The organism is Hyphomonas sp. L-53-1-40, from assembly GCF_000682775.1.
Lineage (GTDB): Bacteria > Pseudomonadota > Alphaproteobacteria > Caulobacterales > Hyphomonadaceae > Hyphomonas.
The window spans coordinates 83,068-96,929 of sequence record NZ_AWFI01000017.1; the positions used below are offsets into that span (position 1 = coordinate 83,068).

General features: G+C 60.0%; 12 protein-coding genes. 5 read left to right on the top strand and 7 right to left on the bottom strand.

Going from position 1 to position 13,862, the window contains the following annotated elements:
- Positions 1–10 precede the first annotated feature (10 nt).
- A complete protein-coding gene (locus tag L53_RS12460; protein ID WP_034816263.1) occupies positions 11–1,126 on the bottom strand; it encodes an acyl-CoA dehydrogenase family protein in 1,116 nt (371 codons plus the stop codon).
- 218 nt (positions 1,127–1,344) lie between these two features.
- Between L53_RS12460 and L53_RS12465 the strand changes: the two genes are divergently transcribed.
- Positions 1,345–1,938: a hypothetical protein gene (locus tag L53_RS12465; protein ID WP_034815941.1), complete on the top strand. Its 594-nt coding sequence runs from the start codon at positions 1,345–1,347 to the stop codon at positions 1,936–1,938.
- Here the strand turns inward: L53_RS12465 and L53_RS12470 are convergent.
- A complete protein-coding gene (locus L53_RS12470; RefSeq protein ID WP_051607919.1) occupies positions 1,915–2,307 on the bottom strand; it encodes a VanZ family protein in 393 nt (130 codons plus the stop codon). The genes L53_RS12465 and L53_RS12470 overlap by 24 nt on opposite strands.
- 109 nt (positions 2,308–2,416) lie before the next feature.
- Here L53_RS12470 and pepN point away from each other — a divergent pair, with 109 nt between their 5' ends.
- The gene (gene pepN / locus L53_RS12475) at positions 2,417–4,993 is read left to right on the top strand and encodes an aminopeptidase N (protein WP_034815944.1); all 2,577 of its coding nucleotides are present in this window, start codon (positions 2,417–2,419) and stop codon (positions 4,991–4,993) included.
- Positions 4,994–5,114: 121 nt separating this feature from the next.
- Complete coding sequence (locus L53_RS12480; protein ID WP_051607920.1) at positions 5,115–7,499, top strand: ATP-binding protein; 2,385 nt, start codon at positions 5,115–5,117, stop codon at positions 7,497–7,499.
- Here L53_RS12480 and L53_RS12485 read toward each other — a convergent pair.
- The 5 genes from L53_RS12485 to L53_RS12505 form a co-directional block, all read right to left on the bottom strand.
- Complete coding sequence (locus L53_RS12485; protein ID WP_034815947.1) at positions 7,496–8,098, bottom strand: histidine phosphatase family protein; 603 nt, start codon at positions 8,096–8,098, stop codon at positions 7,496–7,498. The genes L53_RS12480 and L53_RS12485 overlap by 4 nt on opposite strands.
- A gap of 7 nt (positions 8,099–8,105) precedes the next feature.
- Positions 8,106–8,915, bottom strand: coding sequence for a 3-deoxy-manno-octulosonate cytidylyltransferase (kdsB, locus tag L53_RS12490; protein ID WP_034815950.1), 810 nt, complete (start codon positions 8,913–8,915; stop codon positions 8,106–8,108).
- Positions 8,916–8,925: 10 nt separating this feature from the next.
- A complete protein-coding gene (locus tag L53_RS12495; protein ID WP_034815954.1) occupies positions 8,926–9,372 on the bottom strand; it encodes a hypothetical protein in 447 nt (148 codons plus the stop codon).
- 156 nt (positions 9,373–9,528) lie between these two features.
- Positions 9,529–11,511 carry a M56 family metallopeptidase gene (locus L53_RS12500; protein ID WP_034815956.1) on the bottom strand — a complete coding sequence of 661 codons (1,983 nt, stop codon included), beginning with the start codon at positions 11,509–11,511 and terminating at the stop codon, positions 9,529–9,531.
- A complete protein-coding gene (locus L53_RS12505; RefSeq protein ID WP_034815959.1) occupies positions 11,508–11,870 on the bottom strand; it encodes a BlaI/MecI/CopY family transcriptional regulator in 363 nt (120 codons plus the stop codon). The genes L53_RS12500 and L53_RS12505 overlap by 4 nt, the downstream gene beginning before the upstream one ends.
- Before the next feature lie 181 nt (positions 11,871–12,051).
- Here L53_RS12505 and L53_RS12510 point away from each other — a divergent pair, with 181 nt between their 5' ends.
- Positions 12,052–12,792, top strand: a complete 741-nt coding sequence (locus L53_RS12510) for a DUF4197 domain-containing protein (RefSeq protein WP_034815961.1) — start codon at positions 12,052–12,054, stop codon at positions 12,790–12,792.
- Entirely contained in the window at positions 12,792–13,772 is a 981-nt protein-coding gene (locus L53_RS12515; RefSeq protein WP_034815964.1) for an alpha/beta fold hydrolase, read from the top strand. Before L53_RS12510 ends, L53_RS12515 begins: the two co-directional genes overlap by 1 nt.
- Positions 13,773–13,862 lie beyond the last annotated feature (90 nt).

Here is a 13,862-nt window from a genome sequence, read left to right on the forward strand (position 1 = left end):
TCATTCCTCCTTAGGCGGCATTCTTGTTTTCAAGGGTGCGGACGAGTTTTTCTTTCCACACTTTGGGCGCTCCGGCCTGAACGGCCAGCAGCTTGGCGCGGCGATAGAAGAGGTGGCAGTCCACCTCCCATGTGAAGCCCATGCCGCCATGGGTTTGGATGTTTTCCTTGGACGCGAACCAGAAGGCTTCGCATGCCGCAATGCGCGCCGCGGCGGCCGCTTCCGGCAGTTCCGCTGCGCCGGTCGAGACCGCCCATGCGCCGTAGAAGCAGTTCGAGCGAGCAACCTCGTTCTTCACATACATTTCAGCGAGCTTGTGTTTGATCGCCTGATTGCCACCAATGGGGCGTCCAAAGGCGTAGCGTTCCTTGGCGTAATCGGTTGCCATTTCGAGGGCGCGCGAGGCCCCGCCCAGCTGTTCGAAGGCGAGCAGGACAGCGGCATGGTCGAGGACCTGATCGTTCAGCATCTCGCCATCGCCGGCCTTGCCGAGACGCGTGGCCGGGGCCTTGTCGAAGACGATTTCGGCATGGCTGCGCGTTGGGTCCAGTGTCTGGAGAGTCTTGCGGGTCACGCCCGCGCCGGTCAGGTCGACGAGGACCAGGCTCGCGCCGGAACCTTCCTTGGCCAGCACAATGGCGTGCGTGGCAATGTCGCCATCTGTGACTGGCAGTTTCGTGCCCGACAGGGTAGAGCCATCGAAGGTCGTCTTCAGCGTGTCAGCAGCCGGATTGCCAGGGCCTTCGCTGGCAGCGTAGCAGCCCACGACATCGCCACTGACGATACGCGGCATGATCTCGGCCTGTTGCTCATTCGAGCCAGCCAGTTTCAGCGCTTCGGTGAAGAAGTAGACGGTGGACGCCCACGGCACAGGCGCGAGAACGCGGCCCATTTCCTCGGCAAGCACGCACACTTCGAGCAGGCCCAGGCCGAGGCCGCCATGCTCTTCCGGGATGGCCGTGCCCAGCCAGCCCATTTCCACTACCTTGTTCCAGACAGTTTCATTGTGGCTGACATCGTCATCATTCAACACCAGACGGACGGCCGTCATGGGGCATTCGGCTTCGAGGAACTTGCGTGCCTCATTGCCGAGAAATTTCTGGTCTTCGGAAAAGTCGAAGTTCATGTCGCTTGCGCTCCCCTTGTGGGCCGGTTGGGCCACTCTTTCTCTTCAATGATGAGCAAAATAGCGCGGTTTACGTGCGCGGAAACCCGTCACCCAACGGAAACGCGAAAATCCACTTTTGGTGGGAAATCGTGCCGGTAGGTCAAATTTCATCGATCGGTTTCACTGCGTTGAAAGGCCCAGATGGCAAAAATCACGTCTGAATTCGGGAGCAACTGATGGCCAAGGCGTTATTTCACAAATCGCAGCGCGTCTTCGTGAAGCCCGTCGGAACGTGGGCGCTGATCGAAAAAGTCGTGCCGCATTGGGTCAAGGACGTGGATGAACCTCTCCGCGTGACCTATGAGTGCGGTTTGGGTCGCAGTTTCCAGTCTCATGAACTGGCGGCTGAAGAGAGCTTGGCGAGGGATTCGCATATCCTGCGCCCGGATGACGACGATTCCTTGTTGGAGCACTGGCATATCGCTCGCCGCCGCGCGAAATGGCGGGCCAGTATTGGTGGCCTCGGCATCAGTGATGTCGGGACCTATCCCGTGGTTGTGACGGATGAAGATGACCAGGGCGGTTGGCGCGTCACGGGCGGCGAATATGATCGCGACCCCCAACGTATCGAGCATCAGGCCCGCATGATCGCCTGTACGCCAGACTTGCTGCAGACCGTACGTCAGATCGCGGACTTCTATCAGGAAAAGCCGGATGACTGCCCGTCCGAACTCAAGCAGGTCGCCCAGCGTTGCGCATCTATCCTGCGCTTTGTCTATCAGCTGGATGACGAGGCTGAGGCAGATTCAGCGACGGTCGCGGCTGAATAGCCGCCCCTGTCGACCGAATACCCCGACAACAAGAACTCCGATCAGCGCGCCGCCAAGATTGGCCGCAACGTCCAGGCTGGAGCCCTCGCGCCCGGCCTCGCCAAACATTTGCGCGATCTCAAGTCCGATACCGAACAAGGCTGATATGCTGAACGCCAGAGCAGCCGGGCGTGGGCCCACCCCGAACGCTACCGAGAGCGGGGCGGCAAGGGCGGCGTAGGCTGCAAAGTGTTTGATCTTGTCCGACAATCGAGGAGCAGGGGCCTCGCTGGCCGGGACAAGGGAATAGACTGCGATAATGATCGCCAGTCCGATTGCGGCAAGCCCCGCCAGACTGCGGATGAGGGGATGAGACAGAAGTGCGCGCATCAGGCCTCGCCATTCGGGTTGATATCTGCAGACGCATGGGCGCTAGCCCTCGACGTTGCCAGCCAGACTCCCTAACTGAAAGACTGAAATCCTGTTTGCCGGAGAAAACATGCGCACTGAAGCCCCCATTGCCGTTCAATTGTCGGATTATTCGTCCTATCCCTTCGAAATCGAGCAGGTGGATCTGAGGTTTGACCTTCATCCTGATGCGACGCGGGTGCGCGCCGATCTGAAGGTCCGCCGGACAGGTGACGCGAACGCGCCTCTGGAGCTTGACGGCGAAGCGCTGGAGTTGAAGTCGATCGCAATTGATGGCGTTGCGGTGCCGGATGATGCCTATCAACTGACGGAGAACGGGTTGACGCTGGCAAAGGTGCCAGACGCGTTTACGCTGGTTACCGAAGTCGAGATCGCGCCCTCAAAGAACACTGCGCTGTCGGGTCTCTATATGTCAGGCGGTCGCTTCTGCACCCAGTGCGAGGCCATCGGATTCCGTCGCATTACGTTTTATCCCGACCGTCCGGATGTGATGAGCCGCTTCACCGTGCGCATGACGGCCGACAAGGCGACCTATCCCATCCTGCTGTCGAACGGTACGCCGGGCGAGGCAGGCGATGTGGATGATGGTCGTCACTTTGCGGTATGGGATGATCCGCACAAGAAGCCGGCCTATCTCTTTGCGCTCTGCGCTGGCGATTATGATGTCTACTCTGATCAGTTCACCACAATGAGCGGCAAGACCATCGATCTGGCAATTCATGTAGACAAAGGCGATGCAGATCGTGCGGCCTGGGCCATGGATAGCCTCAAGCGTTCAATGAAATGGGATGAGGAGACCTATGGCCGGGAATATGATCTCGGCGTGTTCAATATCGTGGCTGTACGCGACTTCAATTTCGGCGCCATGGAGAATAAAGGTCTGAACATCTTCAACTCGGCCTATGTGCTCGCAGACGAAGACACCGCGACCGACGCAGATTTCGAGGCCATCGAAAGCATCGTCGCCCACGAATATTTCCATAACTGGACTGGCAACCGAATCACGTGTCGAGACTGGTTCCAGTTGTGCCTCAAGGAAGGCCTGACGGTTTTCCGTGATCAGAATTTTTCGGCCGACATGCGCTCGCGCCCAGTGCAGCGGATAAAGGACGTCATCCGCTTGCGCGCACGCCAGTTTGCCGAGGATGCCGGCCCATTGGCGCACCCGGTGCGCCCGACCACCTATGGGGCCATCGATAATCTCTACACGGCCACGGTCTATGAAAAGGGCGCGGAGATAATTGGCATGCTGCGCCGGATGCTCGGTGAGGAAACCTATCGCAAAGGCATGGACCTCTATTTCGACCGTCATGATGGACAGGCTGTCACCATCGAGGATTTTTATGCCTGTTTCGAAGAAGTCAGCGAGCAGGACTTTACTCAGTTCCGACTTTGGTATTCGCAAGCTGGAACGCCAGAAATCACGATGGAAGAAAGCTGGAATCCGGAAACGCGCGAGATTGCTGTCACGCTGAAACAGAAGACGCCAGCAACACCCGGCCAACCAGCCAAGAAGCCGATGCTGATCCCGATGGAAATGGCGTTGATCGACGATGAAGGCAACATGGCTGAATGGATCACGCTTCTGGAAGATGAAGAACTGACCATGACCTTCGACCTGCCGGAAGGATCTGAACGCCCTCTGGTGTCGATCAATCGTGACTTTACCGCTCCGGTACGCATCAAGCGGGCGCTCAGCCGCGATGACCAACTCGCGATGATCCGTCTGGAGACAGATCCGTTCAATCAATGGGACAGTGTGCAGAGCCTCGCCAAGCAGGAAATTTTGACCCTCTCCGAAGGATCGCAGGCAGAGCCTGATGACGCGCTCGTCGAAGCGATGGCCGTGGCTATTCGCGACGCGGTGGACGACCCGGCCTTCGCGGCGCTCCTGACACGCCTGCCGGATGTAGGTGAACTGTTCCAGGAGCGTCAGCCGGCTGACCCTGGGGCGTTGAACACCGCGCGCAAGAAATTGCAGGCAGCCCTCTACAGCAAGCTCTCCGATTTTGCGGACGACATTCTCCGCAAGTCTTCCCCGGAACCCTATGATCCGGGAGCAGAGCAGGCGGGTGAACGCGCCCTGCGCACGGCACTGATCAACCTGTTGGCAGCATCAGGCCGCGACGAAGCGGGTGAGCGCCTTCTGGGGCTTTACAACGCCGCCACCAACATGACCGAGAAGCTTGCCGCGTTGCGCGGGCTCGCCGGGCTGGAAGGCGCGGCGCGGGAGACTGCACTGGCTGATTTCGAGCAGGCGTGGAAGTCCAATCCGCTGGTCATGGACAAGTGGTTTGGCGCTCAGGCTGGTACCGGTGATGCCGCTACAGTTTCAAAACTGGCGGCGCATCCGGACTTCGACATGGGCAACCCCAATCGCGTCCGCTCGGTCGCGGCGGCTTTTGGAATGCAGAATCTGTCCGGGTTTCACGCGCCGGACGGCTCTGGCTATGAAGTCATCGAAGACATTATCCTTAAGGCCGACAAGGTGAATCCGGCGCTTGGTGCCCGTCTGCTGACTGCGTTTGAACAGTGGCGCATTCTGGAACCAAAGGCGAAGGCAGAAGCCGAAGCATGCCTCCGCCGTCTGCAAGCTGCTGATTTATCAAAGAATTCTGCAGATATCGTGTCCCGCGCGCTGAACTAGGCGGCGGAGCCTGTTCTCTGGGTTAACGAAATCTGTACCTTTGTTAAGAATTGGGCAAGGATTACGATAGAAAACCAAAGCTGAGCCCTTGTTTTTCTAAGGAATCGGCACAGGAAGCACCTTGTCCAAGTCGGTTATCCCTCCGCAAACGGATACCGTCGCTGCGGGAGTCCCCAGTCGCGATGACCGGCGGCTGAAATGGACTATTATTGCGATTATCCTGTTGCTGGCGGGCGCACTGGGCCTGAAGGCCTGGGAAGAGCGCCAGACGGCCGATTCCACGCTTCTGGGTACGCTTGAAGCTAATTCCACGACCATCGCAGCGCGGCTATCCGGTCATGCCGGCACGGCTGAAATGGCGATGCGGCTGATTGCCGATGCAGGCGCGTCCCGCTCGGCAGTTGCCTCTGCTACGCCGGGTGTGGATGTGGTCGTTTCTCTCCAGGAGGCCCGCCTGGCACCTGAAGGCAGCCGTCTGCTGTCGGCTGTGCCGGTTGCAGAAGCCATGCTGGCCGGAGGGCATCGGATCGGCCTGTCAGGGCAGGGTGACATTGTCGTGGCCACCACGGCCCCGGATGGCGAGATCATTTTGGCGCTTGCTCCGGCGGGCACATGGTTGCCGGCAAGCCGGGCCGGTACCGGCATTTTCGTTACAGACAAGCATTTCAGTGCCGGGACAATCCTGCCCGGCACAGCGGGCATGTTGCCTGCCACGAAGTTTCGTTCCCTCAGCTTGCTCGACCGCGCCGCTACAGGGTGCGCGCCGGTCGGCGGCAGCGCTTTGCAGGTGTGCACCAGTCAGGCGATGCCGCTGTTCACGCTGGACGATTTGATACGGCTCCTGATTTTTGGCCTGCTGCTGGCAGCGCCCATGCTGGTCATTCTCGGACTGATGAACCAGCTCTCGCGAGAGCCTGAAGTCACGTTCGTTGAACGCGCGCAGGAGATCGAATCCGACCGGTTCATGAGCCCGGTCATGCTGGGTGTGCGTGCAGGCTATTGGGAGTGGTCAGACGATTCCAGCGCGGTTTATCTCAGCGATGCGGCATCCGAGTTGATGGGCATGCTGGGCGATGGCGAGATCACGATTGATGAAATGCTGCCGCAGGTACACCCTGAGCATCAGAAGCGGGTTCAGGACGCCTTTCGCAAAGGCTACAAGGACGGCTGGGTGCAGACCAGTTTCGTGACCAGTTTCCAACCGGCCCGCTGGATGGAATTGCGTGGCAGTGTGACGCCTCATGCCGAGACCGGTGCGAATGTCTATGGCGGCGTACTGCTGGATATTACCGAGCGCAAGCAGGCCGAAGACCGGATCAAGGCGGCCGAACGCCGACTGCGTACGGCTATCGAAGGCTTCAATGGTCCTTTCGCCCTGTGGGACAATCGCAAGCGTCTGCTCTATTGGAACCGGGCCTTTGCCTCCGACCTCCAACTCGAGGAAACTTTGCGGCCGGGCATGGCGCATCACACGGTGAACATTGCGCGGGCAGGGGCCTTGCGTTCAGAGCACCCCTCTTTGGAAGATCCGCAGACGACCTTGCTGGAGCTCAACACCGAGCGCTGGATCAAGCTGGTGGAGCGCCCAACGCTTGATGGTGGCCTGATCTCGGTTGGCGTGGATGTCACAGAGAATGTCCGCAATGAGGAAGAGCTGAGGAAGCAAAAGGCCAAGATGCACAAGACCGCTCTGGACCTTGAACGGTCTGAAGGGCGCGAACGCGAACTGTCTCGGAAATATTCCGAGGAGAAGGCCAAGGCCGAACATGCAGCGCACACCAAGTCAGCCTTCCTGGCGAATATGAGCCATGAGCTGCGCACACCGCTGAACGCGATCAATGGCTTTTCTGAAATCCTGTCGAATGAGCTTTACGGCCCAATGGGGGACGAGCGGTACAAGGGCTATGCGCAGGACATCCTGACCTCGGGCCAACACTTGCTGGACATGATCAACGATATTCTCGACATGGCGAAGATCGAGGCCGGCAAGATGACAATCGACCCGCAGCCCATTGATCCTGTGGACCCGGTGGACGCGGCTGTGCGCATGATCCGTCGCAAGGCAGAGGACAAGGAAATCGAGATGGTGCTGGATGCCCAGCCCAATATGCCTGAGATTGACGCCGACCATCGGGCGATCCGCCAAATGGTGCTGAACCTCGTGTCGAATGCGATCAAGTTCACCGATGCTGGCGGCAAGATTACGGTCACGGTCGAACAGCGCGGGCCAGAAATCTATGTCGGCGTGACCGATACTGGAATCGGCATCCCGGCTGAAGACCTGCCGCGCCTCGCGACGCCGTTCGAGCAAGTGTCCGGCACCAAGGATCGCAATTATGAAGGCACCGGGCTTGGCCTCGCGCTGACGAAGTCCTTTGCGGAAATGCATGGAGGACGGATGATCCTGTCTTCCATCGAGGGGGAAGGCACGACGGTGGCGTTTACCTTGCCGATCTCTGGCGCACGCGAATTCGTCGATGAGACTAATGCGCGGGACGTCGCTTAGGGGCGCTGGTTCCAGCTGGTGATGCGCGATGTGGTGCCATCTACCTCGACAATGCCCCATGCCCCAGTCTTCAATTTGCGGTCGAGATCGTCTGGCTGAGTATCAACGACATCTGGCAGGAAGCGAGCGATACCATTTGAGGTGACGACTAGCGCTGTGTCATCCGCGCCGAGCCCCGCTGCGCGCTCCAGCAGGCCGCGCCATCCCTCGCGGAGTGCGTCCGGGTCCACGAGCCAGCCCTCGGGAGGTGTGGCGTCCCGCTCCCAGGCTTCGAGCGCTGCATCGCCAATCCGCGCCACGACCTTGTCTTCCGGCTGGTTTTCGTCCGGGCCGTAATCGACTTCCGTCAGGAAGGGCAGCACGATCAGGGCGGGGGAGCCGGTATGCATGCCAATCATGGCCCTCGAAGTCTGCCGTGTACGCATTAGCGGTGAGCAGAAAGCGGCGACAAACCGGGTGCCCGCGAAATGACTGGCCAGCGCATCAGTCTGTGCCAGTCCGGATACGGATAAAGGGAGGTCGGTGCGTCCGCCGACACGCGTGACCGTGTCGCCCTTGTCGAACGTGTTTCCGTGCCGGACGATAATCAGCCTTGCCATGGTCCGGTCAGTCCTTCAGCGGATCGCCATGCGCCGCAATCAGGCGTTCGGCGAGGGCCACGTCTTCCGGCGCATCAATGCCGGGAATGGCGATTGTGTCCGGCTCGACTTCCACACATTGCATGCTCATGCCGTTCTCGAGGAAGCGCAGCTGTTCGAGGCCTTCAAGCTTTTCATAGTGGCCTTCCGGCAGGCTGACATATCTGCGCAGCGCGGGGAGGCGATAGGCATAGAGGCCAATATGGCGACAGACCGGAGACATGTCGCCTTGCTGGCGCAGCGCGTCTTCCTTGCGGATGGCGGGGATGAGATTCTTGGAGAACCAGAGCGCGCGGCCTGAGCTGTCATGCGCCAGCGTTGTGCCGGAGAAGGGGGTGGTCTTCTTGTGCGCGCGGAGATTGTCCAGCGCCTGCCAGGTCAGGCGGACATAGGGCGTGGCGGCATCGGCGCCGGAACTGGCGGCGGCTTCGGCGACGGCGACAACATGTGCGGGTGGGGTAAAGGGCGAGTCGCCCTGCAGGTTGACGATGACGTCTGGCATGACCCCCATCGCGTCCACGGCGGCAAGGGCGCGATCGGTGCCGGATGGGACATTCGGATCGGTCATGACGACGTCAATGCCGAGGTCCTGGCAATGACGGGCGATGCGCTCGTCATCGGTGGCCACGACACTTGCGGCATCATCCAGTTCAGCGGCGGCGCGCGAAGCCATCGCGGCCACACGGCTCACCATGGTGCGGCCAGCGATCTCGACCAGCGGCTTGCCCGGGAACCGGGTGGATCCATAGCGGGCGGGGACAACGATCAGCGTTTTCATGGCCGCGCTCTTACATGGCTCGCGGCGGGTTGCCTACATCATCTTCGCGCATTTGTTGCATGAGGCCGATGATCGGCGCGACCCACTGCAAGGCCTCTTCGTCCACACCTTCATCGCGCAGGAAGCCCGTCAGTGCAGGGGCGAACTGATCGCTCTGCCCACATTCCACCAGCGCCAGTTCCAGTTCAGGGATGACGACATTCTGGAAGCTGTCAGCAAAGTTCTGAAGGTCGTCTGTCCGCGACATCAGCCGCATCGTGGCGAATGTATTGAGTTCGCCCTCGCTGTCAGTAATGCGCCGCAGGTCGTTGATCAGACCACGATTTTCGGAAGCGAACTCGCCGAGGATACGGTCGGTCTTGTATTCGACCCATTCCTGCGTGCAGGGCTCAGGCGCTGTGACACAGGCAGCGAGCGGGCAGGTGGCAATGGCCATTGTGGCGAGCAGGCGTTTCATGGAAATCCTCCGGAGCGCGATTCAGGGGGCCACCCTAGACGCCGATCCCATTACCGCAAAGCGCGGGACTCATTCGCAAAAAAAGCCCCCGACGCAATGGGACCTGCGCCGGGGGACTCCGCCTATGCATTCCGTGCAATGCGCGAGCGGGACCCGTTATTCGTCTGTCGTGTCGGTTTCAATCGTGATCGTGTGGCTGGACGAACCGTTGACCTGCTTCTTGAAGGCCTTCTTTTCGGCGGCGTCGAGCTTGTCGCTCTTCATCACGGATTTGATCGTCGCCTTGGCTTTCAGCGTGTCCTTGTCGCCCTTGATGCAGGCGATCTTCACGTCCCTGGTCTTGTCCTGGCTACTGCTCTTTTCGAGGATCCGGGTCTCGCCCTCTGCCAGATTGGCGTCGCGGCATTGCTCAACCAGATCGGTCAGTACGATATGGGTATGCTCCATTTCATCCTCGAACTCCTCGCCATAGGCGATCTCGATCTTGCGTTCGAGCGCATCGGCATGGGCTTCGATGCGAGCCTCAAGGGCGTCCATCTGGGGTTCAAAGCGGGTTTCCCAGGCGTCTGCATGAGCTTCGGCGCGCTCGGCAATCGCTTCGGCATGGGCTTCCCATTCCTCGGCCTGTGCCTCGACCTTCTCTGCCCAGGCTTCCCACTCGGCTTCGGATTTCGGCATGGTTTCGTCGGTGAAGCTGAAGGCCATCTCCATCTTCCGGTTCAGCTCTTCGTCAAAGCCTTCGAAGGCGAGTTCGATGTGCGGCATGGAGGCCATCAGAGTTTCGATTTCGGCCGTCTCGGCTTCGATCTTTGATGTCAGAATTTCAATTTCCCGCTCAAGTTCCGGCGTCATCGCATCGACCGAGAAAGGATCGCCGATGATGACGACCTGCCGGTCCTCGACCTTGTCGCCATCGATGTACAATGTGCCATCCTTGAAGTGGAGGCTGCGATGCTGGGGAGCTGGGTTGACGCTGTCGGGTTCTCCGCCCGCGAGTTCAGCCATATCGACCTTTTCATCGGCTTCGGCAGAGGCACAGGCGGTCGCCACGAAGGCGGACGACATGAGGGCGGCGCTGCCGAGAAGTCCGGAAACACCTGCGCCAAGCAGACGCCGCGAGCGGGAGGGGCTGGGTGTGGTCATGCGGATCATTCTTTCCTTCAGGGCGTGAGTCAGGGGTAGGCTGGCTGCGGCGGTCAGGCGTTCCGGCAGGGCAAGCTGCACAGCCTTCAACAGAGTCTCACCATAGGCGTGAGGAGAGGACGCTCCGGATTTCAGCACATCGCTGTCGCAGGCTGCTTCCTGATCGGTGCGGAAGGCGCGTCGGGCAATATAGGCCAGCGGATTGAACCAGAGTGCAGAGACGAAGATTTCCGACACCTGCAAGGCCCAGAGGTCGCCGCGCTTGATGTGCGTCAGCTCGTGCGCCAACGCTGCCCGTTGCTGGGACACGGTATAGTCTTCCTCGAACCAGGCCGGTAGCAGAACAGTCGGGCGCAAGAGGCCGGAGACCAGCGGGCCAGATGAAATAAAGCTGGTGGAAATCTGCGGAGTGCGCTTCAGGCCGATCTGCCGGGCCACATCGTCGGCAAGGCTGGCGAGCTCGGGCGAGGCAGGCATCTCTTCGCGGCGCAGGGTCTGCATGAAACTGTGGTGTGCAAACGAACTGCGGGCAAGCATGTAGATGGCTCCGCCAGCCCACACGGCCAACACGGTTCCAAGAAGGAGTCCGCCCAAAACAGGCTCGGACAGTTCCGGGAAGGCCGCAGGACCATGAGCCAATTCGAACAGGGGGCTCGAAGCCTCAGGACCGGTTGCTGGCGGAGCCCAGACGGCGTTGGCTGCGGGTCCTACGGGTTCAGGTGAGCGAACGAATGCAGGTACAGCATCTGCCGTCCCAGCCGCCGCAGGTGATTGAGACTGGAACATCTCAAAGAACCCGGCCAGCGGCGTGGGCATGGAAAGGGGGGGTAGGACAAGCCGGGCCAGCGGGATTGCCCAGAGCGCATAGGCGACACCCGCGCCGAACTGCCGGGCAACATGCTTGCGCGCAAACAGAATGAGCGCGATCAGGACAGACACCGCAATCACGGTCTGTACGCCATAGGTGAAGTTGAGGCTGTTCAGGTCGAAAATCATTTCTTCAACTCCCCTAGAAGCTTTTCAAGTTCTGCGATGTCATCGGCCGTAAGACCGCGCGTATCAGCAAGGTGCGCCACGAGGGGGGCTGCGCGACCGGAAAAGACCTGGTCGACGAACTGGCGAGCGGCGCCAGCCTTGTAGGTGCCTTCCTCGACGAGCGGATAGTAGAGATAGCGTCGACCATCCTCCTCGGTGCTTAGCGCGCCCTTCTCCACGAGGCGGGCCAGCAAGGTCTTGACGGTCCGGCTGGTCCAGTCCTTTTCGGTGCCCAGCGCGTCGTGGACATCCGAGGCGGCAAGGCCCGGTCGCGCCCAAAGCACGCTCATCACGTCAAGTTCTGCGTCGGAAATCTTCATAGTGTAGAACCCCTCTCTGGACTACAAGCGTAGTCGTATGACATGACTACATGCGTGGTCAACAAATTTTCCATGACACGTTCGTAAGGTGAGCTGGCGCTGCAGCAATACATCCTCGTGTGGCTTCTATTCGGTCACGGCGTCGAGTACGGTCATCTGGAGAAAACTGGAGGAGACGGCCATGAGACCAATGATGATCGCAGCTATGGCGCTGCTGACGGTGCCAGTGGGCTGTGCGACCACGGGCAGCTCTGGTGATCTGGGGCGGGTTCTGGGCGAGGTGATTGGCCAGCAAACAGGGCAGGGCGGTGCGCTCAGCCAAGCCGAAATTGATGCCGGTCTCCGCGAAGCGCTCACAGTGGGCACCAACATCGTGGCAGCGCAACTGGGCCAGACCAATGGCTATTTCGGAGATTCGGAAATTCGTATTCCGCTTCCGAAAACCTATCGAGATATCCAATCCGGCCTGTCGCGCGTTGGGGCGAGCGGTCCGCTGGATGATCTGGAGTTGCGCATGAACCGGGCGGCGGAGGCAGCTGTGCCGGAGGCAAAGACGCTGGTCATAGGAGCGATCCGCCAGATCACGATTGAGGATGCTGTGCGCATCCTGAATGGCGGCGACACAGCGGCAACAGACTACCTGCGCGAGAAGACCGAGAGCCAGCTGCGTGCGTCATTCACACCCTATGTCAAAACGTCGCTTGCACAGGCGGGTGCATTCACGTCACTTGAGCAGGTCGCCAATAGCTATGGCGTCGGGGGAGTCACCTCCAGCCTGCAAAATGACCTGACCAATCACGCGGTCACACTGGGACTGGATGGCATGTTCCACTACGTGGCTGCAGAGGAGAAGAAGATCCGTGAGAATCCTGTGGCTCGGACGACCGATCTGTTGCGGCGCGTCTTTGGATCGAGGGGCTGATGCGTCGATTTACGTATGAGGCCAAAGCCGGCGGAGAGATGGCCGGCATTGAATTCGGTGACCCAATAAAGCCCTTCTCTGCGGTATGGCTGCATGCGACCGGATTCAATGGAATGACCTATCAGTCATTGCTGGCGCCCCTCGGGCTTCGCCAGCGTGTGGCGGCGCTCGACATGCGGGGGCATGGTCGTTCCACATTGCAGGCCAAACCCGGCCGCATGAAATCCTGGAAACGCCACCGCGACGATGTGATCGAATGGTTGGAGAAAGAAGCGCCACAGGGCGTGATCCTGGGCGGGCACTCCATGGGCGGGTGCGTGGCCCTGTTGGTGGCAGGCAAGCGACCCGATCTCGTCAAAGGCCTCGTACTGGCCGACCCGGTAATCATGTCGAAATCGGTTTATTTCTGGCAGCATATCCTGTCGCCTATTTCATTCCTTCTGCGGCGCAATGCCATGGCCCGTCAGGCCAAGAAACGTCGCGCCGAGTTCGGATCGTTCCGTGAGACGCTTGAGTCCTATACAGGCCGCGGCGCATTCAAATCATGGCGCGAGCCCTTTCTGGCAGATTACCTGCTGGATGGTATTGAACGCACCGACCACAATTCTGCTGATAGCGATGAGCAGACCTGGCGTCTGCTGTGTGAGCCGAAATGGGAAGCAGCGACCTTTGCCGCCCAGCGCAACCGGCCTTGGGGTGCCCTGCGCCGCGTAAAGAAACACCATATCCCGATGACCATTTTGAGGCCGACCCGGGATTCCGTGATCAGCGACAAGGTGCGCGCGCGATTGATCCTGTCCTATCCCGCCATGATGATGAAGGCGGTGCGCGGCACGACCCACTTCCTGCCGATGGAAGCGCCTTATGAAGTGCGCGACCAGCTGTCGGCCTTCCTTGCGCGCCTCGTCGAGCGGTTCACGCTTGAGGAAGATGCCTTCGTGGAACGGTCGCTGAAAGTGCGGCGGCGCGGGTCCAGATAGGTCTGGGCATATCGGCTGGATTTAGAAAAGCTCAGTAGTGGAACAATTTGCGGTCGTGTAAGGATGCGCGGTTGCCATTGGAGCTGACCC

Excerpts from the sequence above, each read along its gene's own strand:
- pepN (WP_034815944.1), top strand. The coding sequence starts at position 2,417 with ATGCGCACTGAAGCCCCCATTGCCGTTCAATTGTCGGATTATTCGTCC.
- L53_RS12485 (WP_034815947.1), bottom strand. The coding sequence starts at position 8,098 with ATGGCAAGGCTGATTATCGTCCGGCACGGAAACACGTTCGACAAGGGC.
- L53_RS12470 (WP_051607919.1), bottom strand. The coding sequence starts at position 2,307 with ATGCGCGCACTTCTGTCTCATCCCCTCATCCGCAGTCTGGCGGGGCTT.
- L53_RS12495 (WP_034815954.1), bottom strand. The coding sequence starts at position 9,372 with ATGAAACGCCTGCTCGCCACAATGGCCATTGCCACCTGCCCGCTCGCT.
- L53_RS12460 (WP_034816263.1), bottom strand. The coding sequence starts at position 1,126 with ATGAACTTCGACTTTTCCGAAGACCAGAAATTTCTCGGCAATGAGGCA.
- L53_RS12510 (WP_034815961.1), top strand. The coding sequence starts at position 12,052 with ATGAGACCAATGATGATCGCAGCTATGGCGCTGCTGACGGTGCCAGTG.
- L53_RS12505 (WP_034815959.1), bottom strand. The coding sequence starts at position 11,870 with ATGAAGATTTCCGACGCAGAACTTGACGTGATGAGCGTGCTTTGGGCG.
- kdsB (WP_034815950.1), bottom strand. The coding sequence starts at position 8,915 with ATGAAAACGCTGATCGTTGTCCCCGCCCGCTATGGATCCACCCGGTTC.
- L53_RS12500 (WP_034815956.1), bottom strand. The coding sequence starts at position 11,511 with ATGATTTTCGACCTGAACAGCCTCAACTTCACCTATGGCGTACAGACC.
- L53_RS12465 (WP_034815941.1), top strand. The coding sequence starts at position 1,345 with ATGGCCAAGGCGTTATTTCACAAATCGCAGCGCGTCTTCGTGAAGCCC.
- L53_RS12515 (WP_034815964.1), top strand. The coding sequence starts at position 12,792 with ATGCGTCGATTTACGTATGAGGCCAAAGCCGGCGGAGAGATGGCCGGC.